18 protein-coding genes are annotated in these 21,482 nt (G+C 69.9%); 11 read left to right on the top strand and 7 right to left on the bottom strand.

Annotated elements, in window-relative coordinates:
- Positions 1 to 124 precede the first annotated feature (124 nt).
- The gene (locus DFR74_RS25890; RefSeq protein ID WP_084537390.1) at positions 125 to 1,426 is read right to left on the bottom strand and encodes a glycosyltransferase 87 family protein; all 1,302 of its coding nucleotides are present in this window, start codon (positions 1,424 to 1,426) and stop codon (positions 125 to 127) included.
- Positions 1,427 to 1,779: 353 nt separating this feature from the next.
- Between DFR74_RS25890 and purL the strand changes: the two genes are divergently transcribed.
- Positions 1,780 to 4,074 (top strand): phosphoribosylformylglycinamidine synthase subunit PurL, encoded by a 2,295-nt coding sequence (gene purL / locus DFR74_RS25885; RefSeq protein ID WP_067504860.1) that lies wholly within the window; start codon positions 1,780 to 1,782, stop codon positions 4,072 to 4,074.
- Between the two features lie 18 nt (positions 4,075 to 4,092).
- A complete protein-coding gene (locus DFR74_RS25880) occupies positions 4,093 to 5,835 on the top strand; it encodes an alpha/beta hydrolase (protein WP_067504857.1) in 1,743 nt (580 codons plus the stop codon).
- 117 nt (positions 5,836 to 5,952) lie between these two features.
- On the opposite strand, the gene DFR74_RS25875 is transcribed toward DFR74_RS25880, so the two are convergent.
- The gene (locus tag DFR74_RS25875) at positions 5,953 to 6,243 is read right to left on the bottom strand and encodes a YiaA/YiaB family inner membrane protein (protein ID WP_067505091.1); all 291 of its coding nucleotides are present in this window, start codon (positions 6,241 to 6,243) and stop codon (positions 5,953 to 5,955) included.
- Between the two features lie 160 nt (positions 6,244 to 6,403).
- Between DFR74_RS25875 and DFR74_RS25870 the strand changes: the two genes are divergently transcribed.
- The 4 genes from DFR74_RS25870 (at position 6,404) to DFR74_RS25855 (ending at position 9,804) form a co-directional block, all read left to right on the top strand.
- Positions 6,404 to 8,137: an alpha/beta hydrolase gene (locus DFR74_RS25870; protein WP_067504854.1), complete on the top strand. Its 1,734-nt coding sequence runs from the start codon at positions 6,404 to 6,406 to the stop codon at positions 8,135 to 8,137.
- Positions 8,134 to 8,832: a CPBP family intramembrane glutamic endopeptidase gene (locus tag DFR74_RS25865; RefSeq protein WP_067504851.1), complete on the top strand. Its 699-nt coding sequence runs from the start codon at positions 8,134 to 8,136 to the stop codon at positions 8,830 to 8,832. Before DFR74_RS25870 ends, DFR74_RS25865 begins: the two co-directional genes overlap by 4 nt.
- On the top strand, positions 8,819 to 9,244 hold the full coding sequence (locus DFR74_RS25860) for a TIGR03618 family F420-dependent PPOX class oxidoreductase (protein ID WP_067504847.1): 426 nt from the start codon (positions 8,819 to 8,821) through the stop codon (positions 9,242 to 9,244). The genes DFR74_RS25865 and DFR74_RS25860 overlap by 14 nt, the downstream gene beginning before the upstream one ends.
- 170 nt (positions 9,245 to 9,414) lie before the next feature.
- Complete coding sequence (locus DFR74_RS25855) at positions 9,415 to 9,804, top strand: sterol carrier family protein (protein WP_407675158.1); 390 nt, start codon at positions 9,415 to 9,417, stop codon at positions 9,802 to 9,804.
- Positions 9,805 to 9,888: 84 nt separating this feature from the next.
- On the opposite strand, the gene DFR74_RS25850 is transcribed toward DFR74_RS25855, so the two are convergent.
- Entirely contained in the window at positions 9,889 to 11,226 is a 1,338-nt protein-coding gene (locus tag DFR74_RS25850; RefSeq protein WP_325050994.1) for a YhgE/Pip domain-containing protein, read from the bottom strand.
- A 143-nt stretch (positions 11,227 to 11,369) separates the two neighbouring features.
- On the opposite strand from DFR74_RS25850, the gene purF reads away from it, so the two are divergent.
- Together purF and purM are read left to right on the top strand one after the other, a co-directional pair.
- Entirely contained in the window at positions 11,370 to 12,950 is a 1,581-nt protein-coding gene (purF, locus tag DFR74_RS25845) for an amidophosphoribosyltransferase (RefSeq protein ID WP_067504844.1), read from the top strand.
- A gap of 210 nt (positions 12,951 to 13,160) precedes the next feature.
- Positions 13,161 to 14,237 (top strand): phosphoribosylformylglycinamidine cyclo-ligase, encoded by a 1,077-nt coding sequence (gene purM, locus DFR74_RS25840; RefSeq protein ID WP_067504841.1) that lies wholly within the window; start codon positions 13,161 to 13,163, stop codon positions 14,235 to 14,237.
- A gap of 152 nt (positions 14,238 to 14,389) precedes the next feature.
- Here the strand turns inward: purM and DFR74_RS25835 are convergent, their stop codons facing one another.
- The 4 genes from DFR74_RS25835 to ygfZ all read right to left on the bottom strand — a co-directional run bounded on the left by DFR74_RS25835 (position 14,390) and on the right by ygfZ (position 17,818).
- Complete coding sequence (locus tag DFR74_RS25835; RefSeq protein ID WP_067504838.1) at positions 14,390 to 14,596, bottom strand: DUF3073 domain-containing protein; 207 nt, start codon at positions 14,594 to 14,596, stop codon at positions 14,390 to 14,392.
- A 175-nt stretch (positions 14,597 to 14,771) separates the two neighbouring features.
- Positions 14,772 to 15,722: an asparaginase gene (locus DFR74_RS25830; protein WP_067504835.1), complete on the bottom strand. Its 951-nt coding sequence runs from the start codon at positions 15,720 to 15,722 to the stop codon at positions 14,772 to 14,774.
- Entirely contained in the window at positions 15,719 to 16,387 is a 669-nt protein-coding gene (locus DFR74_RS25825; RefSeq protein ID WP_067504832.1) for an MOSC domain-containing protein, read from the bottom strand. The genes DFR74_RS25830 and DFR74_RS25825 overlap by 4 nt, the downstream gene beginning before the upstream one ends.
- Before the next feature lie 315 nt (positions 16,388 to 16,702).
- Entirely contained in the window at positions 16,703 to 17,818 is a 1,116-nt protein-coding gene (gene ygfZ, locus DFR74_RS25820; RefSeq protein WP_067504829.1) for a CAF17-like 4Fe-4S cluster assembly/insertion protein YgfZ, read from the bottom strand.
- A 103-nt stretch (positions 17,819 to 17,921) separates the two neighbouring features.
- Here ygfZ and DFR74_RS25815 point away from each other — a divergent pair, with 103 nt between their 5' ends.
- The 3 genes from DFR74_RS25815 to cydB all read left to right on the top strand — a co-directional run bounded on the left by DFR74_RS25815 (position 17,922) and on the right by cydB (position 21,479).
- Positions 17,922 to 18,842: an aminodeoxychorismate lyase gene (locus DFR74_RS25815; RefSeq protein ID WP_067504827.1), complete on the top strand. Its 921-nt coding sequence runs from the start codon at positions 17,922 to 17,924 to the stop codon at positions 18,840 to 18,842.
- 102 nt (positions 18,843 to 18,944) lie between these two features.
- A complete protein-coding gene (locus tag DFR74_RS25810; RefSeq protein WP_067504824.1) occupies positions 18,945 to 20,435 on the top strand; it encodes a cytochrome ubiquinol oxidase subunit I in 1,491 nt (496 codons plus the stop codon).
- 12 nt (positions 20,436 to 20,447) lie between these two features.
- Complete coding sequence (gene cydB, locus DFR74_RS25805; protein ID WP_067504821.1) at positions 20,448 to 21,479, top strand: cytochrome d ubiquinol oxidase subunit II; 1,032 nt, start codon at positions 20,448 to 20,450, stop codon at positions 21,477 to 21,479.
- Positions 21,480 to 21,482: the final 3 nt, after the last annotated feature.

Genomic DNA, 21,482 nt, shown 5'->3' with positions numbered 1-21,482 from the left:
CGGAGCGATCGTCGATGTCACACGGTTGCGCAGCTGCGAGCCGAGCGCCTCGGTCATCCCGGCGCGCAAGGTCGTCCCCGGTACCCGAATCGGCTGGCTACTCGGCAGTGCGACCGGACCCCGATCAGGCTGGGGCCGAGTTGGTTTCGGACGCCCGAGCGACCACCGGGCGGTAGAGGGCGACGGCGACGACGAGCACCGCGAAGGTCGCGAGGACATAGCTGCTGCCGAGGATCTGCTGCCACCAGGTCCAGTCGAGTTCGAGGTCGTCGGAGTGGGGGAGCAGCCACTGGGGGCCGATGAGGAAGAGCACGGTGAAGCCGAGGACGGTCGCGGTGAAGCCACGGCCGCGGCGGGTGCCGACGCGGATGCGGGCGAGGGCGTCGGCGGCGACGAGCAGGGCGGGCGCGATCCAGACCCAGTGGTGCGACCACGAAACCGGGGAGACCAGGAGGATGGCGGCGGCGTTGACCAGCAGCGCGGCCACGGTGGCGCCGGCCTGGATCAGCCGGTGCATCCACACGGCGGCCAGCGCGATCGCGATGAGCGACAACGTGATCCAGATCGCGGTCGCGGCCCCGTCGGACACCCCGAGGCGGAACGCGAACCCCTTCAACGACTGGTTGCCCGCGAAGTAGGGCGGGCCGATGCGACCGGTGTCGTGCAGGGTGTGGAACCAGTAGTCCACCGAGTCGCGGGGGAAGAGCAGGAACCCGACGCCGACCGCGCCTATCGCCGACGCGACCATGGTGCCCGCGGCCTTCCAGTCCCGCCGCAGCAGGAAGTACAGCAGGTATGCGGCCGGAATCAGCTTGATCGACACCGCGATCCCGATGAGCATGCCGCGCGGCCAGAAAGGCTTGCGCACCAGGCAGTCCAGCGCGATCGCGGCCATCAGGACCAGGTTGATCTGCCCGAATCCGAATGTCTGGCGCACCGGCTCGAGGTACAGCGAGAACGCGAGCGCCGCGATCACCAGCGGCACCGCCACCGTGCGATCCAGTTGCGGCCGCACCCGCGCGAGCACCAGCCACAGCGTGATGCCGAGGCTGCCGAGCGAGGTCAGCAGCACCGCGATCTCGGCCAACTGCAACGGCATCAGGGCCAAAGGCGCGAAGAACAGCGCGGCCAGCGGGGGATAGGTGAACGGCAGGCCGATCCCGAACACCGGGGGCATCGGTCCGTACAGATCCCCGCCGTCCAGCCAGGTCCGCGCGCCGTTGCGATAGACCTGGAGATCGATGTACCCGTACCACCAGTGCGCGAGCAGGGAGATCACCGCGGACAGCAGGAACAGCGCCAGGGCCGCGGCCAGCCACCGCAGGTGCCGGGACGAGGCGGTGGCCGCCGGAGAGGAGGAGGGGTTCGGCTCCTGGACGCCGGGCGCGGCACCGGCCGAATTCGCAACCCCCGTTCGTTCGCTCACCCGCACAGAGTATCCGGTGCCGCCCGCTCGTCGGGGCGCTGCACCCCGGCGGGGCAAACCGCCCGGTCCGACCCGTCGCGACCGCGCGCTGACCGTGCAAAACCACACCGCCCGCGGCACCGCCCCGAACGCTCGGGCAACAATCCAGCGACCGGCACTTCACCGGAGCCGGCCCGCGCACCCCCGGATCGCGCCCCTCACCTGCGGGGCCGCCGCGCCCGCCCTCTAGACTGGCAGCCGGGCAACTCGCCGGAACCCTGCGACAACGTCCGTCGCCGCACCGAGTTCGCCTACCCGCCGGCTCCGCCGGTTCGCCGAACCCTCTGCCCGGCCGAAAGGACCCAGGTAACTCCGTGACTCCGCAGGTCGACACCGTCAGCGCAGCCGCAGCAACCCCCGACGTGACGCAACCGTACAAAGAGCTCGGCCTCAAGGACGACGAGTACGCCCGCATCCGGGAGATCCTCGGCCGCCGCCCCACCGACGCCGAGCTGGCCATGTACTCGGTGATGTGGAGCGAGCACTGCTCCTACAAGTCCTCCAAGGTCCACCTGCGCTACTTCGGGCAGACCACCACCGACGAGATGCGCGCGTCCATGCTGGCGGGCATCGGCGAGAACGCGGGCGTGGTGGACGTGGGCGACGGCTGGGCGGTCACCTTCAAGGTGGAGAGCCACAACCACCCGTCCTACGTGGAGCCCTACCAGGGCGCGGCCACCGGCGTCGGCGGCATCGTGCGCGACATCATGGCGATGGGCGCGCGCCCGATCGCGGTGATGGACCAGCTGCGCTTCGGCGCGGCCGACGCGCCCGATACCCGCCGCGTAGTGGACGGCGTGGTGCGCGGCGTGGGCGGCTACGGCAACTCCCTCGGCCTGCCGAACGTGGGCGGCGAGACCGTCTTCGACGCCTCCTATCAGGGCAACCCGCTGGTCAACGCGCTGTGCGCCGGGGTGATGCGGGTCGAGGACCTGCACCTGGCGTTCGCCTCGGGCACCGGCAACAAGATCATCCTGTTCGGCGCGCGCACCGGTCTGGACGGCATCGGCGGCGTCTCGGTGCTGGCCTCGGACACCTTCTCCGGTGACGAGTCGGGCACCGGCCGCAAGAAGCTGCCGAGCGTACAGGTGGGCGACCCGTTCACCGAGAAGGTCCTCATCGAGTGTTGTCTGGAGCTGTACGCGGCCAATCTGGTGGTCGGCATCCAGGACCTCGGCGGCGCCGGATTGTCCTGCGCCACTTCCGAACTCGCGGCCGCCGGGGACGGCGGTATGCACATCGAACTCGACAAGGTGCCGCTGCGCGCGACCGGCATGACCCCGGCCGAGGTGCTCTCCAGCGAATCGCAGGAGCGCATGTGCGCGGTGGTCACCCCCGAGAACGTGGACGCGTTCATGGACGTGTGCCGCAAGTGGGACGTGCTGGCCACGGTGATCGGCGAGGTCACCGACGGTGAGCGCCTGATCGTCACCTGGCACGGCGAGACCGTGGTGGATGTGCCGCCGCGCACCGTCGCCCATGAGGGCCCGGTCTACGAGCGCCCGGTGCGGCGCCCCGAGGAGCAGGACGCGCTGGTCGCCGACACTCCCGACAAGCTCTCGCGCCCCAAGACCGCCGACGAACTGCGCGCGACCCTGCTGACCATGCTGGCCAGTCCGCAGCTGTGCAGCCGCAAGTGGATCACCGAGCAGTACGACCGCTACGTGCGCGGCAACACCGTGCTGGCCGAGCACGCCGACGCGGGCGTCATCCGCATCGACGAGGAGACCGGCCGCGGCATCGCGCTGGCCACCGACGCGTCGGGCCGCTACACCAAGCTCGACCCGTACACGGGCGCGCAGCTGGCGCTGGCCGAGGCGTACCGCAACGTCGCCACCACCGGCGCCACGCCGAAGGCCGTCACCAACTGCCTGAACTTCGGTTCGCCGGAGGACCCGGGCGTGATGTGGCAGTTCCAGCAGGCCGTGCGCGGCTTGGCGGACGGCTGTGTGGCCCTCGGCATCCCGGTCACCGGCGGTAACGTGAGCTTCTACAACCAGACCGGCCAGGACGCGATCCTGCCGACCCCGGTGGTGGGTGTGCTCGGCGTCATCGACGACGTGCACCGCCGCATTCCCACCGGCCTGGGCCTCGAGCCCGGCGAGACGCTGATCCTGCTCGGCGAGACCCACGACGAGTTCGGCGGTTCCATCTGGTCGCAGGTCGCGCACGGTCACCTGGGCGGCGTCCCGCCGAAGGTGGACTTCGCCCGCGAGCGGCTGCTGGCCGAGGTGCTCACCGCCGGTTCCCGCGACGGCATGATCAGCGCCGCGCACGACCTCTCCGAGGGCGGGCTCGCGCAGACCGTGGTGGAGGCCGCGCTGGCCGGCGAAACCGGTTGCCGCATCCTGCTTCCCGAGGGCGCCGACCCGTTCGTGGCGCTGTTCTCGGAGTCGGCGGGCCGCGTGCTCGTCGCGGTGCCGCGGTCGGAGGAGACCCGTTTCACCAAGATGTGCGAGGCGCGCGGCCTGCCGTGGACCCGGATCGGCGTCGTGGACCAAGGTTCCGATTCCGTCGAGGTGCAGGGCCACTTCTCGGTTACCATGGCCGAATTGCGCGACGCCTACGAGGGCACGCTCCCGAAACTGTTCGGAGCCAGCGCAATCTGACCCTCCAGGGAGGCTCGGATGGCAACCGCTGAGCTACGCGATAGGTTCGCCCGTCTGGGCGGCAGATTCGCTCGCTGGTTCCATCCGGACTACCCGGGCTTGGTGGTCGCCACCCTGTTCTTCTGCTGGTCGCTGACGCCGTCGCTGCTGCCCCGCGACTGGTTGTTCGCGGGGTTGGTCAGCGGCGTCAACGCCGCGATCGGCTACGGCGTCGGCTGCCTGCTGCACTGGGCCTACCGGCGCTGGGTCGCGCCGAAGGTGCGCCTGCCCGCGTCGGTGGAGGAGCGGATCGCGGCCCGTCCCGGCTGGTTGGTGCCCGTGGCCAAGGGCGCGCTGGTGGCGGTGTGCGCGCTGGCGGCGGTGCTGGTGATGATCCGCTCGGCCTACTGGCAGCGCGAGATCACCGCGCTGATGGACATGGAACCGACCACCACGTCGGGCTTCCTGCGCACCGGCCTGCTCAGCGCCGCGGTGTGCGCGCTGGTGATCGGGCTCGCCCGCGGGCTGCGGTGGCTGGTGCGCTGGGTGACGAACCAGCTGGTCCGGTGGGTGAAGATCCCGCGCCGGGTCGCGCTGCCGATCGGCGTGGTGACCGTGGTGGTGCTGGCGCTGCTGCTCGGCAACGGCGTGCTGGTGCGGGTCTTCTTCGACGTGGCCAATTCGGCGTTCAGCGTGCGCAACAGCAACACCTCGCCCAACGCCGTGCCACCGATCCAGCCGGAACGCTCCGGCAGCCCGGCCTCGCTCGCCGCGTGGGACACCCTCGGCTCCGAAGGCCGCTGGTTCGTGTCCTACGCCCCCGGCGCGGAGACCATCCAGCAGGTCACCGGACGCCCCGCCCGCGAACCGATCCGCGTCTACACCGGCCTGGAATCCGCCGACGGCATGGAAGCGCAGGCCGAGCTGGCCGTCGCGGAACTGGAGCGCACCAAGGCATTCGAGCGCGAGGTGCTCGTCGTGGTCACCACCACCGGCACCGGCTGGGTGGACTCCACGAGCGTCGAATCGATCGAGCTGATGTTCGACGGCGACACCGCCGTGGTCGCCACCCAGTACTCGTATCTGCCGAGCGCGCTCTCGTTCCTCTCCGACAAGGAGAAGGCCACCGAGTCCGGACGCCTGGTGTTCGACAAGGTGCACGAGCGCTGGTCGGCGCTGCCCCCGGAATCGCGGCCCAAGCTGCTGGTCTACGGCGAGAGCCTGGGTTCGCAGGGATCGGAGGGCGCGTTCAGCGGGTTGGCCGACCTGCGGGCGCGCACCGACGGTGTGCTGTGGGTCGGGCCGCCGAACTCCAATCGCCTCTGGCGCGAGTTCGTCACGCGGCGTGATCCGGGTTCACCCGAGGTGCTGCCGATCTATGCCGACGGGCTGGTGGTGCGTTTCGCCGACGCGCGCGCCGACCTGTGGAGTACCGGGCAGACCTGGTTGAACCCGCGCGTGGTGTACCTCCAGCACGCGTCCGATCCGGTGGTGTGGTGGTCGCCGGATCTGCTGTTCACCGAACCGGATTGGCTGCGCGAACCGCGCGGGCCCGACGTCACGCCCACCATGACGTGGTATCCGATCGTCACGTTCTGGCAGGTCGCCGCCGACCTGCCGAACGCGCAGCGCGTCGCCGACGGGCACGGTCATCGCTACGGCACGTTGGTGCTCGACGCGTGGGCCGCCATCGCGGACCCGCCGGGCTGGTCCGAGGAACTGGCCGAGCGGGTGCGCGCGTATCTGGAGGAGTCGGCGGATCGGGAGCGCGAGTTGAAGTAGGGCGGGGCGCGTCATCGGAGGTCGCGGTGTGCGCCCGGCCCGAAGGGGGCGAACACCCCCGGGCGGGCCCGGACCCCTCGTCGCCGGACCCGCGCGCGGAGTGTTCGCCCGCGGTGGTCAGATCTTCGGTTCGTACGGATTGTGTTCAGCCATCAGCTTTTCCAGCCGCGCCGCGTCGATGCGGTGGGTGGTGGAGTTGGCCTCGTGCTGGTCGCGGACGACCTTGGCCAGGGTGAAGCTGCTGGTCACCAGGAACAACACGGACATCGCCATGAAGCCGCGCTGCCACACGTCCAGTGGGAGATAGAAGATGCCGACGCCCGCCCCGAACAAGCTAACGCCGAACGCGATCGCGGCCTGCGCCACGTATGCCGAGGTGCTTTTCGGCGAGGCGTTTGGAGTGCTCATGGTCATCGAGTGTGCTCGAGCGGGCGGTCCGGCGACCGTGTAGGAATACTCGAGGCGCGTGGGTATTTGCCGCGCGCCGAACTGTGATCCCTACCCGGTCGCCCCGCGTGGCCCGCCGCCAACGCGTCCGGCTGTCGGCGCGGACCGCCATACTGTTCGGGTGCTCGAGAAGGCCGACACTCTGACGAAGCTGCGCGCCCGCGTGGCTGTCGTGGTGCGCCGCGCCGAGGACATCATCGACCTGAACTACGTCGGCCTGGTGGTCGCTACGGTGTTCTTCGCCCTGTCGGTGACGCCGTCGCTGGTGCCGCGCGACTGGCTGTTCCAAGGTCTGATCTCGGGGATCAACGCCGCGCTCGGCTACGGCCTCGGCTGTCTGGTGGAGTGGGGGTTCCGCTCGCTGGTGCGGCCGCGCTGGACCATTCCCGCGCCGCCGACCTGGGTGCGGTACGCGGTGAAATCGGCGCTGCTGTTCACGGCGGCGCTCACGGCCGCGCTGATGCTGGTGCAGTCGGCGCGCTGGCAGCGCGAGATCACCGCACTGATGGGGATGGAGGGCACCACCACCCCCGCCTACCTGCGCACCGGGTTCCTGAGCCTGGCGGTCGCGGCGGCCGTGGTGGCCGCCTACCGCACGCTGCGCGAGATCATCCTGTTCCTGGCGCGCCAGCTCAACCGGCGGATGAAGGTGCCGCGCGAGCTCGCGCCCACCGCGGGCGCGCTGGTGCTGGTGGTGCTGGCGGTGACGCTGTTCAACGGTGTCGCGTCGCGGGCGTTCACCGCGGTGGCCAACTCGGCGTTCAGCGTGCGCAACGACCACACCTCGCCCAACGCCGTGCAGCCGCAGCAGCCGGAGCGCTCCGGCAGCCCGCAGTCGCTGGCGGCGTGGGAAACCCTTGGCTTCGAGGGCCGCTGGTTCGTCTCGACCGGGCCCACGGCCAGCCGCATCGAAGCGGTCACCGGGCGCACCGCGCGCGAACCCATCCGCGCGTACGTGGGGTTGGAGTCCGCGCGCAACGACCAGGAGCAGTCCGCGCTGGCCGTGGAGGAACTGGAGCGCGCCGGCGCCTTCGAGCGCCAGGTGATGGTGGTGGTCACCACCACGGGCACCGGCTGGGTGAATTCCCTTGCGGCGGGCGCGATCGAGTACATGTACGGCGGCGACACCGCGATCGTCGCGAGCCAGTACTCGTACCTGCCGAGCGTGCTGTCGTTCCTGTCCGACCGGGAGAAGGCGGCCGCGGCGGGGCGCGAGCTGTTCGACGCGGTGTACGCGCACTGGTCGCTGCGGCCCGCCGACTCGCGCCCGAGGCTGTTCGTGTACGGCGAGAGCCTGGGTTCGCAGGGATCCGAAGCCGCGTTCGAGGGACTGGCCGATCTGCGGGAGAAGGTGGACGGCGCGCTGTGGGTGGGGCCGCCGAATTCGAATCGCCTGTGGAAGCAGTTCGTTTCGCGCCGCGACCCGGGCTCGCGCGAGGTGCAGCCGATCTACGCCGACGGGCTGGTGGTCCGATTCGCCGCCGAGGCGGCCGATCTCGCGGTGCCGGGGCCGGAGTGGCGGGCGCCGCGCATCGCCTACCTCATGCACCCGTCCGACCCGATCGTCTGGTGGTCGCCGGATCTCATCTTCTCCCAACCGGATTGGCTGTCCGAGCCGCGCGGATCGGACGTGTCGTCGCAGATGCGCTGGGCTCCGTTCGTCACGTTCTGGCAGGTGACGGCCGATCTCACCAACGCCCAAGGGGTTTCCGACGGCCACGGCCACCGCTACGGCAGCCTGGTGCTCGACGGGTGGGCCGCCATCACCGAACCCCCCGACTGGAATGCCGAACTGGCCGAACGCATCCGGGTCAACCTGGAGTTGGCGGAGGAGCAGGAGCGGGAGACCAAGTGAGGGGGAGCGGTCGCTTCGTCGACGCGGCTGTCGCGTGCGCGCTTCCGCTGCTGTGGAGCAATGTGGTCCTGCCGAGGCTGGGGATGGATCATCGGGGGCGCACGGCGGCCAACGTGGTGTTCGCGAGTGGGTACGCGGCGGTTCTCGGTGGGCGGCCGCGGTGGTGGTCATCGCGCGGGGCGCGCGCGGGTGCGCTGGCCGGTGCGGTGGTCTTCGCCGGTTACGGTGCGGCGCTGGCGATTCCGTCGGTGCGTGCGCGGTTGGGGGAGTTGTCGGGGCGCGATCAGGATGTGAGCACCGCCGAATGGGTGCTGGTGCACATCCCGTTCGGCACGGTGTACAGCGAGGAGTTGATCTTCCGCGCCACCTTGGAACCGTTGCTGGACAACGCTTTTCCCAAGGCAGGCCCACTGCTGGGCGCTGCCGCCTTCGGCCTGTGGCACATCCACCCCGCCCGCGCCGGCGGCGACAGCGTTCCGGCGACGGTGCTCGTCACGGCCGGTGGTGGTGTGCTGTTCGGAGAACTCCGCCGCCGCACCGGGAGCGCGACCGCCCCGGCGCTGCTGCACTGGGCGTTCAACGCGGGCGGGGTGCTGGTCACGCACGTGGCGGCGGCGTTGGGGTCCACCACGCCGGTCCGTGGGCGGGAATTATCGAGCGTGAATGGTGTTGGCTCGGGGCATGAAACTCGATGATTCGGCGCGCGCTCTGATCGGCGCCGGCGCGGATGCGACTTTGGTGACGCTCAATCCCGACGGCAGCCCGCAAGTCAGCCTGGTGTGGGTGGGTTTGCGTACGAACGACGACGGTGACGACGAACTCTTGGTCGGGCACCTCGGCGAGTACAAGAAGGTCCGCAATGTGCGCCGCGACCCTCGCGTCGCCGTCACCGTCGTCTCCCGCGAGCGCGGCGAACTCATGACCCCATACCTCGCCGTCACCGGCACGGCCTACGTCACCGAGGGCGGCGGCCCGGAACTCCTCGCCGAACTCGCCGAAACCCTGGCCGCACCCGGCATCGACTTCCCGCCCGCCGACGCCCCACCCGGCCTCATCACCCACGTCCGCATCGAGAAGGTCGGCGGCATCGGACCCTGGGCGGAGTGAGCGAGTCGCGCGGTGCCGGGCAGCGTGTCCCGTGATCGAGGTCGGGGATCGGGCGGGCGGACTCCAGGCCGAAGAGCCGGCCCGTCGTGACCGTCGCGGGGATTGTGTGGCGACGTGCGGGGGCGGCCGGCGCGGGAACGGAGTCGGACGGTCTCGGTACCCTTGGCGGCGTGGGACGACGAGCGGTGGTGGACCCGGCGGAGATGCGGGCGGCGGTGGCGGCGGTGAGCGCGTGGTTGCGCGACGAGACGGTGCCCGAGCCGGCGCGCACCGAGCTGGCGGCGGCCGTGCGCACCACCGCCCGCACCCTCGCCGCCACCGCGCCCGGCCATTCGGTGGAGGTGCGCGTCCCGCCATTCGTCGCGGTTCAATGCGTGGCAGGCCCCCGCCACACCCGCGGCACCCCACCCAACGTCGTCGAAACCGACCCGCGCACCTGGCTTCTCCTCGCCACCGGCCTGCTCGACTTCGACACCGCCGCCACCTCCGGCGCCCTCACCGCCTCGGGCATCCGTGCCGCCGAAGTCGCCCACTGGCTCCCCATCGCCCGCGCCGACTGAACTCGCGGCAACCGATTCGTCCCCACCGCAACGGGTGTCGCCCAGGAGCCGCGGCTCGACGTACGACCGCGCTCCAACGTGGATTCAGGTGGTCGCGCGGTTCACGCGGTGCAGGCCTTTGTAGTCGTAGTAGCGGGTGATGATCGCGCCGAAGGCGAGGCCGACGAACAGGCCGAACAACGTCATCCAGAAGCCGCGCGTGAGGCCGGCGGACCAGTTGCCGTCGAAGTACAGGATGGAGCGCACGGCGAGGAACACTTGGTGCATGGGCTCGAATTCGGCGAGCCAGGCCACCGAGCGCGGGGTCGCCTCGATCGGCACCGTGCCGCCGGAGGAGGGCAGGCCCAGCACGATGAACAGGATGAGGTTCACCAGCAGCCCGGCCGACCCGATCGCGGCCAGCACCGACAGACCGGTGAAGCCGACGGCGAGGATCGCGAACGCGCTGTAGAGGAACAGCCCCAGCGGCCGGTCCACCGGCATCCCCAGAGCCTTCGCCACCAGCAGATAGACCAGCGAGGCGACAACCGCCAGCACCGCCATCACGCCCCATTTGATGAGCAGGGTTTTGAAGCGCGAGATCGGCGTCGGCGGGAAATGCACGTACCAGGGCCCGTATTCGGTGGGCGTGAACCCGAGCGCGGAATCGACCATGGTGTGAATCGTCATCGAGCCGACCACGCCGATCAGCAACAGGAGCAGGGCGTAGAAGAACGCGGTGAGCCCGGCACCGGTCCCGGCGGGCAGCGGCCGGTATTCCTCCGCCACCAGATGCACGGGACTGGCCAGCGTGAGCCGCGTGGCCCCGGACAGTTCGGGCGCGGGTCCGCCGTCGGGCGGGGCGAGTTGCGCGGTGACCTGTTCGGTGAGCTGCTGCCCGACGCGTTCATTGATCTGCGGGAACGCCTGCGCGGTGATGCGATTGACGATCGCGGTAGCGAAAGCGCCGGTGCGCGGGTTGGTTTGGAAGGTGAGGATCGGCCGTTCGATATCTCCGGGCACCACGCTGCCCACGCCGAGAATCCCCAGCCGCTTGCTGAAATCGCCCGGGATGATGATCGCGCCGTAGACCGCGCCGGTCTGCATCTGCCGCTGCGCCTCGGTGATTCCGAGCACACGCAGGTCGATCTTGTCGGCGGGCACCGCTTCGCGCAAACCCGCCGCGACCTCCTCGCCGAAGTTGACGCGCTGCTCCTGGCCGGGCTGACCGAGTGTCTCGCCCACGTCCTGGTTCACCAGGGCGATGGGGAAGTGGTGCAGGTTCTCCTCGGGATCGGCCACGTAGACCAGGTACATGTAGCCGAGCAGGGCGGCGAGCAGGGCCAGCACCGCGAGCGGTGGGCCGCCGAGTCGCAGGTAACCGGGCACGCTGCGCGCCGGTGTGTCCGAATCGTCCCCGCTCACGCTCCGCGTTGTGACCACGATCGCACGGTACCGCCGCGACCGTGCTCGCGCGGGGGATCGACACGGGAGATTGCTGCCGGTATGCGGAGGTCGTGATCGGGATCGGCCGCGCACCCGTAGAATGACGTGTGCCCCCAGCCCGCCCTAACAGGGAGCAAACGGTGACCAACGTCGAACCACCCGTCGACAGCCTCGCAGCCACCCCCGACCAGGACGAGAACGAGCCACGCGAGGAGTGTGGCGTGTTCGGTGTCTGGGCACCGAGCGAAGACGTGGCCAAGCTCACCTATTACGGGCTGTATGCCCTCCAGCACAGAGGCCAGGAGGCGGCGGGCATCGCGGTCTCCGACGGCCAGCAGATCCTGGTGTTCAAGGATCTGGGCTTGGTCTCCCAGGTGTTCGATGAGCAGACGCTGGCCGCCATGCCCGGCCACATCGCCGTCGGGCACTGTCGCTACTCCACCACCGGCGGGGTCACCTGGGAGAACGCCCAGCCGATCTTCCGCACCACCGCCGTCGGCTCCGGACTGGCGTTGGGCCACAACGGCAATCTGGTCAACACCGCCGAATTGGCAAGTCGCGCACGGGAACTCGGCCTGATCGGCAACCCCGTGCAGGGCGGGCGGCCGCAGCCGGTCGGGGCCACCTCCGACTCGGACGTGATGACCGCGCTGCTCGCGCACGGCGCCGCCGACTCCAGCATCGAACAGGCCGCCATGCAGCTGCTGCCGCAGCTGAAGGGCGCGTTCTGCCTGACCTTCATGGACGAGCACACCCTCTACGCCGCGCGCGACCCGCACGGCGTGCGTCCGCTGTGCCTGGGCAGGCTCGAGCGTGGCTGGGTCGTTGCCAGTGAGACCGCCGCCCTCGACATCGTCGGCGCGTCGTTCGTGCGCGAGATCGAGCCGGGCGAACTGCTGGCGATCGACGCCGACGGGGTGCGCTCGATGCGTTTCGCCAACCCCGAGCCCAAGGGCTGCGTCTTCGAGTACGTCTACTTGGCGCGCCCCGACTCCACCATCTCCGGTCGCTCGGTGCACGCCACCCGCGTCGACATCGGGCGCAGGCTCGCCGATGAGCATCCGGTCGAGGCCGATCTGGTGATCCCCGTGCCCGAATCGGGCACGCCCGCGGCGGTCGGCTACGCGCAGGGCTCGGGTGTGCCCTACGGGCAGGGCCTGATGAAGAACGCCTACGTGGGCCGCACCTTCATCCAGCCGAGCCAGACCATCCGTCAGCTCGGCATCCGGTTGAAGCTCAATCCGTTGCGCGAGGTGATCCGCGGCAAGCGGCTCATCGTGGTGGACGACTCCATCGTGCGCGGCAACACCCAGCGCGCCCTGGTGCGCATGCTGCGCGAGGCGGGCGCCATCGAGATCCACGTGCGCATCGCCTCGCCGCCGGTCAAGTGGCCCTGCTTCTACGGCATCGACTTCGCCTCGCGCGCGGAGCTGATCGCCAACGGCGCGGGCGCCGACGACGACTACGCCGACATGGTCGAGAACGTGCGCCGCTCCATCGGCGCCGACTCCCTCGGCTACATCTCCACCGAGGGCATGATCGCCGCCACCGAACAGCCCCGCACCCGCCTGTGCTGCGCCTGCTTCGACGGCAACTACCCGATCCCCCTCCCCACCGAAGCCGCCATCGGCAAGAACGTTCTGGAAGGAATGCTCAGCGGCCGCCCGGAAGCGGCCCTGCTGGCGGAGAATGCCAACGCCAGCGCACTGAGTCGGCCGTAGACGATCTTCCTGTCACAGCCGGCGACTGATCTCGTTGAGCACATCGGTAACTCGCCGGGTACGTCCAGAACCCGGCCATGCCACCAGCTGTCGGCCCGACGATCACCTTGTGTGGCTCTCACGACCGGCGAAAATCCCGGGGAGGCGGGGAAGCTAAGCTAGGTTGAGCTGGCCAACATCCGCCCGATCGGTTTGGAGCTTTCCCCGACAATGACTGAACAGACCCCCACTGGTGGTGCTTCGTACGCCGCGGCAGGCGTGGATATCGAGGCGGGTGACCGCGCGGTCGAGTTGTTCGGGCCATTGGCGAAGAAAGCCACCCGTCCCGAGGTGCAGGGTGGGTTGGGCGGATTCGCCGGCCTGTTCGCGCTGAAGGGCGGCTACAAGGAGCCAATGCTGGCCGCTTCCACCGACGGTGTGGGCACCAAGATCGCGGTCGCCCAGGCCATGGACAAGCACGACACGGTCGGCCTGGATCTGGTCGCGATGGTCGTCGACGATCTCGTGGTGTGCGGCGCGGAGCCGCTGTTCCTCCAGGACTACATCGCCATCGGCAAGGTCGTCCCGGAGAAGGTGGCCGAACTGGTGTCCGGCATCGCCGAGGGTTGCGTGCGTGCCGGTTGCGCGCTGCTGGGCGGCGAGACCGCCGAGCACCCCGGCCTGATGGACCCCGACGACTACGACCTCTCCGCCACCGGCGTGGGCGTGGTGGAGGCCGACGCGGTGCTCGGCCCCGACCGGGTGCGCCCGGGCGACGTGGTGATCGCGATGGGCTCGTCGGGCCTGCACTCCAACGGATACAGCCTGGCCCGCAAGGTGCTGCTCGACATCGACCGCATGTCGCTCACCGGCCACGTGGAGGAGTTCGGCCGCACCCTCGGCGAGGAGCTGCTCGAACCCACCCGCATCTACGCCAAGGACTGCCTGGCGCTGATCGCCGAGACCGACGTGCGCACCTTCTCCCACGTCACCGGCGGCGGCCTGGCCGCCAACCTGGCCCGCGTCATCCCGGCCGGCCTGGTGGCCGAACTGGACCGCGGCACCTGGAACCCCGCGCCGGTGTTCAAGATGATCGCCCAGCGCGGCCGGGTGGAGCGCCCCGAGATGGAGAAGACGTTCAACATGGGCGTCGGCATGGTCGCCGTCGTCGCCCCCGAGGACGTGGACCGCGCGCTGGCCGTGCTGACCGCTCGGCACATCGAGTGCTGGACGCTGGGCACGGTGAAGAAGGCCAAGGACAGCGACGCCGTGCGCGCCGTACTCCTGGGCGAACACCCCCGCTTCTAGGGGTTGGGAACAGACGACGACAGCGTCCGCATCGTGAGTGATGCGGACGCTGTTCTTCGTGTACAGCAAGCCGTCAGAGGCGTTGCTACCGGTGACAACGTTGTAAGGGGGAGGCCGGGTGGCCTCCCCCTTACAACGTGTCTATGTCCGGGTCAGCGGCGCCAATCGTCGTCGTAGTCGTCGTCCCAGCGGGAGCGGGACTCGTCCGCGTCGTGCTCATCGGACAGCAGCCCACCGCCACTGTGGCTGGGGCTTCCCGAGAGCTCACGCTGAAGGCTCGCGAAGTCGGTCGCGGGGGAGCTGTACTTCAGCTCGCGTGCGACCTTGGTCTGCTTTGCCTTAGCCCGGCCACGGCCCATGGCTGACCCCCTCGCGTCACTGCGGGGCGGCCTGGGGTGTGTTGGCGGCCCCGTTCGAATTAATACTCTTCCTGACAGACACTTTAGCGTGTGTCCGGCGGTCGCGCTTCCAGGAGTGGGGGAAGATCTCCCGAACGGACGCCGTTTGCCCGGTCTTCGCCGTGTGTGCTGTCTCCTACAGTATGCCGGGAATCGCCCGGATCACCCCTACCCTGGCGCCGCCGCCCAGCACCGGCGGAGCCGCCAGCTCGGTGTGGACATCGGTCCAGTCCACCCCCATCGCGTGCAGAATCGCCAGCGTCAGGGGCATGCGGGCGCGGTCGTGGCCGTCATCGATCTTGTACGCGAAGGCCCGCCCGTCGGGCAGCGCCCCGGCGTGCACGCCGTCGGCGCCGATTTTGCACACCAGTCCGGGGGTCGCCGACATGGTGAGCAGATCGGGTGCGTCCGTGCCCGAAATCACTCGCGGATGGGCGCGGATGGCGTCGGCGACCCGGCGCGGCGGGCTGCCCGGCTCCGCCGTGGCCATGGTGGCGAAGGCGCGGGCGAGGTTGACCAGCGAGACCGGGATGATCGGCAATCCGCAGCCGTCGATCCCCAGATCGGTCTCGGGTTCGCCGGTGATCTCGGTGACGGTCGAGATCACCGCCTTCTGCAGCGGGTGGCCCTCGTCCAGGTAGCCCTCGGTGGGCCAGCCGTTGACGGCGCAGGTGGCCAGCATCGCCGCGTGCTTGCCGGAGCAGTTCATGTAGATCCGGCGGGCGCCGTCGGCGCGGATCGCCGCGGCCCTGGCCCGCTCCTCGAACGGCAGGTCGGGCGGACAGGCCAGGTCGTGTTCGGTGAACCCGAAGCGCTCCAGCAGCCGGCGCACCAGCGCGACGTGGTCGGACTCGCCGTAATGCGAGGCGGTGACGATGGCGAGTTCGGCGTCGTCGACGGGTTCGAAGCCGTTGCGCAGCAGGGTGATCGCCTGCATGGGTTTGTTGGTGGAGCGCGGGTAGATCGGCAGGTGCACCTCGCCGAGCTGGTGGGTGGGTTCGCCGTCGGCGCCGAGCACCACCAGCGATCCGCGGTGCACGCATTCGCGGAAGCCGGAACGGACCACTTCGACCAGTTCGACGCTCATCGGGCGGCTCCTGTCGTGGTGCCCGCCGTGGCGGCGTGGCGGCGGGCGTGGCGGGCGATCTGCTTGCGGATATCGTCGGACACGGTGGGCTCGACGTCCGGCAAACGGGTCAGCCGGTCCATATCGGCGCCGGTGAAGACGTCGCGAACGGTGATGCCGTGCGCGGGTTCGTACACCACTTCGACGGGATCGCCGGCCCCGATGGCGCCCTCCTCGAGCACGCGGAAATAGCAGCCGGTGTCGCTGCGCAGGGTGAACCGTTTGACCCACTGGGCCGCACCCGACCAGTGCTGGAACGTGGCGCACGGCACGCGCGGCGCGCTCACCTCGAGCAGGGTGTCGCCGATGCGCCAGTGCGCGCCGAGCACGGCGTCACTGACCGGGAGCCCGGTGAGGCGCAGATTCTCCCCGAACCAGCCCGCGGGCAGCTCGCGGCCGAGTTCGCCGGCCCAGCGGCGCGCGTCCTCCTCGGCATAGGCGTAGACGGCTTGGTGCGTGCCGCCGTGGTGCGCGGTGTCGCACACGTGATCGCCCGCGAGACCGAGCGTGCCCACCCGCACCCGACCGGGCACCGGCCGCTTGTCGATGGCGGTGCGGCCGACGCGACCCGGTACTTCGAGCTCGGCGTGGACCACGCACACCGCCAGCACGCGGGGATCGGTCATCGGCGCTCCTCTTTCAGCTCGTGTGACATGGGGAAAGACCGCATCGCGGTGCCGCAGCGGCCGGAGGGGCGTGGTGCGATGCGCCCGCACTGCGCTGACTCTGTGCATGCGAGTCCGGGTCATGCTCGGGAGCCACAACGAAGGGCCCCGCGATGGACATCGCGGCCGTCGAGTGTGAACGCGTCCCGCCCGCCACTTGTCGACGACACCAGGGTGAACCCGGTGCGCGTTCAGCGCTTGCCACGAGGCGCCCGCCGACGACGGTCGTGCGATACGCCCGCGCCGAGAGCGTTTCGGGCCGTAGGGCGCCCGCGCTCAACGCCCGCGCAGCCGGTCGACGGCGAGGCGGCCGGCTTGGGGCGCGTCGTCCACCGGCACCGAATCCGGATCGATGGCGGCGGCGCTGGGCCCCGCGACGAGTTCGGTTTCGGTGGGGACCGTGCGTTTGATCAGGGCGAGGGCGATGGGGCCGAGTTCGTAGTGGTCGATGACGGTGCCGAGCCGCCCGACGGTGCGCCCGCCCGCGGTGACGTCGTCGCCGGTGGCGGGGCGGTCGTCGGCGGACCCGTCGAGGTGCAGCAGCACGAGCTTGCGCGGCGGCTTGCCGAGGTTGTGCACGCGGGCGACCGTCTCCTGCCCGCGATAGCACCCCTTGTCCAGGTGCACGGCGCCGCGTTCGGCGGGGCCGCCGATCCAGCGGACCTCGTGCGGGATGGTGCGCTCGTCGGTGTCGAGCCCGATGCGCGGGCGCAGCGCCGCGACCCGCAGCGCCTCGAAGGCCCACAGCCCGGCCGGTTCCGCACCGGCCGCGGTGAGCTTGGTCCACCAGTCCCCGAGCCGATCGCGCGGGACGACCAGATCGTAGGAATCCTCGGTCGGCCACGGCATCCGCCGCAGGAAACCGCCGCCGGGCAGCGGCACCGCCGCGTACACCTCGGGCAGCTCCGCGACGCCGAGCGCGTCGGTGAGGTCGGCCACGCCGGGGCCGAGCAGGCTGAGGACGGCGTGGTCGGTGGCCTCGCGCGGCTGGGCGTCGGCCCAGAAGACCATCTTGCGCAGGAAGTCGAGCAGCGCGGGCCCGCGCTCGGGCTCGGTGTCGATCCACACCGTGCCGTCCAGATCGGTGAGCACGAAGTGGTGCTGCACGCGGCCGTTGAGATCGAGGTCCAGGTTCTCGGCGGTGCGCCCGTCGCCCAGGTTCGCGATGTGCTGGCTGGTGATGGTGTGCAACCAGCTCAGCCGCTCGGCGCCGGTGATGGCCAGGACGTACCGGTTCGAGCGATCCACCACCGCCACCCGCTCGGCGGCGGCCCGCTGTTCACCGAACGGATCGCCGTGGTGCCAGGCGACCGTGGCGTCGGGGGAGCCGGGTTGACCCGGCACGGCGCCGGGAGCGGAGAGGAGGGGGCTGGGTGTATCGACCGAGGACACACATCCACTGTAGGCGCGCCGCGGATCGGGCGCCCAGGGCGGGCTCGTGTGGTGCCCGGGACAAACACGAGCGGACCACACGCCTACCGCCTACGCTCGACGCATGGTAGATCGAGTTCTTGTCACCCTCGACGGCGCGGTCCGGGATGCGGACGCGCCGTTGCTGTTTGCCGACGACATCGGGGTGCTGCGCGGCGACGGTGTCTTCGAGACGGTGCTGGTGCGGGCCGGCAACGCGTGCGCAATCGAGTTCCATCTCGGTCGCCTCCGCCGTTCCGCCCAGGCGCTCGACCTACCCGAGCCCGAGACCGGCAAGTGGCGCGAGGCCGTCGAGATCGCGGCCAAGGAATGGGGCGCCGAGCGCGAGGGCGTGCTGCGGCTGGTGCTCACCCGCGGCCGCGACGCCGAGCTACCGTCCTCGCGCTCGAGTGTCACCTCGGGTGATCTGGCCGCCGCCGTCCCGGTGCCCACGTCCTACGTGCTAGTGGTCCCGGTGCCCGACCGGGTGGCCAAGGCGCGCACCGAGGGCGTCTCGGTGGTCACGTTGGCGCGCGGCATCTCGATCGACCTGGCCCAGGCCGCGCCGTGGCAGCTGCTCGGCGCGAAGACGCTGTCCTACGCCACCAACATGGCGGCGCTGCGGTTCGCGCACCGGATGGGCGCCGACGACGTGATCTTCACCAGCACCGAGAACCGCGTGCTGGAGGGCCCGCGCTCGAGCGTGGTGATCGTGCGCGACAAACAGCTCATCACCCCGCCCGCGAAAAACGGTGTGCTGCCGGGTGTCACGCAGCGCGCGCTGTTCGCCGAGGCGCAGAAGGCGGGCTGGGAGTGCCGCTACGACTCGCTGTACACCGCGGATCTGCTCACCTGCGACAGCATCTGGCTGCTGTCGAGCATCACGCTGGCGGCGCGGGTGAACTCGCTGGACGGGCTGCGGATGTCGGCGCCCGACAACGCCGCCGAGATCGTGGAGCTGGTGGATCGCGGCATCGAGCGGGCGGGCGCGATCGGCGACTGGTGATCCCGGCGAATCTTCAGTGTGTCGTGTCCGAGAGCACGTTGAGCTTCGGCCACTCCGGCGTAGGCTGTACTACGACTTGTCGTAGATCGGCTGGAGGGTCGGATGGACGTACTGGACCTGTCGCGGTGGCAGTTCGGCATCACCACCGTCTACCACTTCATCTTCGTGCCGCTGACCATCGGTCTGGCCCCGCTCGTCGCGGCCATGCAGACCGCCTGGGTGGTCACCGGTAAGGACCACTGGTACCGCCTCACGAAGTTCTTCGGGAAGCTGTTCCTGATCAACTTCGCGCTCGGCGTCGCCACCGGCATCGTGCAGGAATTCCAGTTCGGCATGAACTGGAGCGAGTACTCCCGCTTCGTCGGTGACGTGTTCGGCGCGCCGCTGGCGCTGGAGGCGCTGGTCGCGTTCTTCATGGAGTCGACGTTCCTCGGCCTGTGGATCTTCGGCTGGACGCGACTGCCGAAACTGCTGCATCTGGCGGCGATCTGGATGGTCGCCATCGGCGTGAACGCCTCGGCGTACTTCATCGTCGCCGCGAACTCGTTCATGCAGCATCCCGTGGGCGCGCGCTACAACCCCGAACGCGGACGCGCCGAGCTCACCAGCATCTGGGAAGTGCTCACCAATAACACCACGCTGGCCGCGTTCCCCCATGTGATCGCGGGCGCGTTCCTCACGGCGGGCACGTTCGTCGCGGGCATCGCGGGCTGGTGGATGGTGCGCAACGCGCGCAGCGGCGATCCGGCGAAAGTCGACGAGGCGCGGTCGATGTGGCGTCCGGCCGGACGCGCCGGACTGCTGGTGGTGGTCGTCTCGGGTGTCGCGCTGGTGCTCACCGGCGACATCCAGGGCAAGCTGATGTTCGAACAGCAGCCGATGAAGATGGCCTCGGCGGAATCGCTGTGCCACACCCAGACCGACCCCAAGTTCTCGGTGCTCACCGTCGGCACGCACAACAACTGCGACAGCGTGACGCACCTCATCGAAGTGCCCTACGTGCTGCCGTACCTGGCCAAGGGCGAGTTCAGCGACGTCACCCTCGAGGGTGTGCAGGATCTGCAAGCGGCATTCGTCGAGAAGTACGGCCCCGGCGACTACCGGCCCAACCTGTTCGTCACCTACTGGTCGTTCCGCGCCATGATCGGCCTGGCCGCGGGCTCGGCGCTGCTGGTGTTCGCCGGATTCTGGGTCACCCGGCGCGGGCGGATCGCCGACCAGAAGTGGTACTCGCGGCTGTGCCTGATCGCGATCCCCACCCCGTTCCTGGCCAACAGCGCGGGCTGGGTGTTCACCGAGATGGGCCGCCAGCCGTGGGTGGTGGTGCCGAATCCGACCGGTGATCCGAACCTGAGCATGACGGTGCAGCAAGGTGTCTCCGACCACGCGCCGGGCACCGTGATCACCTCGCTGGTGGTGTTCACGCTGCTGTACGGCCTGCTCGCGGTGGTGTGGTTCTACCTGATACGGCGGTATGTGATCGCCGGCCCGGAACCGGCCGCGTCCACGAAGAACGGCGCCGGACCCGACGAAACCGGGCCTGACCGCGATGCCGAAGAACCTGCCGTCGAACAGCTTTCGTTCGCGTACTAGAGGAGCCCGGCGATGAGTCTGCAAGAGTTCTGGTTCATTCTGATCGGCGTCCTGTTCACCGGTTACTTCGTGTTGGAGGGCTTCGACTTCGGTGTCGGCATGCTGATGTCGATACTCGGCAAGGGCTCCGACACCCGAAGGCGCGTGGTGCTCAACACCATCGGGCCGGTGTGGGACGGCAACGAGGTGTGGCTCCTCACCGCGGGCGGCGCCATGTTCGCGGCGTTCCCCGAGTGGTACGCGAGCCTGTTCTCCGGGTTCTACCTCGCGCTGCTGCTGGTGCTGGTCGCGCTGATCCTGCGCGTGTGCGCGATCGAGTACCGCAGCAAGATCGACGATCCGCGCTGGCGGGCACGCTGCGATCTCGGCATCGGCATCGGTTCCTGGATACCGGCTCTCGCGTGGGGCTGGGTGTTCGCCAACGTGGTGCGCGGCGTGCCGATGAACGAGGACAACAAGATCGTCGGCACCGCCTGGGACCTGCTCAGCCCGTACGCGCTGCTGGGCGCGCTGACAACGGGGCTGCTGTTCCTGCTGCACGGCGCGATCTTCCTCAACCTCAAGACCGGCGGCGAGGTGCGCGACGATTCGATGCGGATCGCGCGCTGGCTGCTGGTGCCGACGGCCGCTGTGGTCGGCGTGTTCGGGGTGTGGACGCAGCTGGCGTACGGCACCGGCTGGACGTGGATTCCGTTGGGGCTGGCCGTGGTCGGGCTCGTGGTCGCGGGTGCGGCGGTGCTCGCCCATCGTGACGGCTGGGCGTTCACCGGCACCACGCTGGCGATCGGCGCGGCCACCGTGCTGCTGTTCGGCTCGCTGTTCCCGAATGTGCTGCCCTCCACCCTCGATGACGCGTTCAGCCTCACCATCGACAACGCGTCATCCACGCCGTACACGCTGAAGGTGATGAGCTGGGCGGCGATCGTGGTGACGCCCATCGTGCTCGGCTACCAGGGCTGGACGTACTGGGTGTTCCGCAAACGCCTGACGGTGGAACAGATCCCGGGCCACATCGGCCTGCCGCTCAAACCCGCCGGGGACTGAGCG

The sequence above is a fragment of the Nocardia puris genome, assembly GCF_003315035.1.
Lineage (GTDB): Bacteria > Actinomycetota > Actinomycetes > Mycobacteriales > Mycobacteriaceae > Nocardia > Nocardia puris.
Note: the sequence above shows the minus strand (reverse complement) of the source record. Positions and strands in the feature narration are given on the sequence as shown.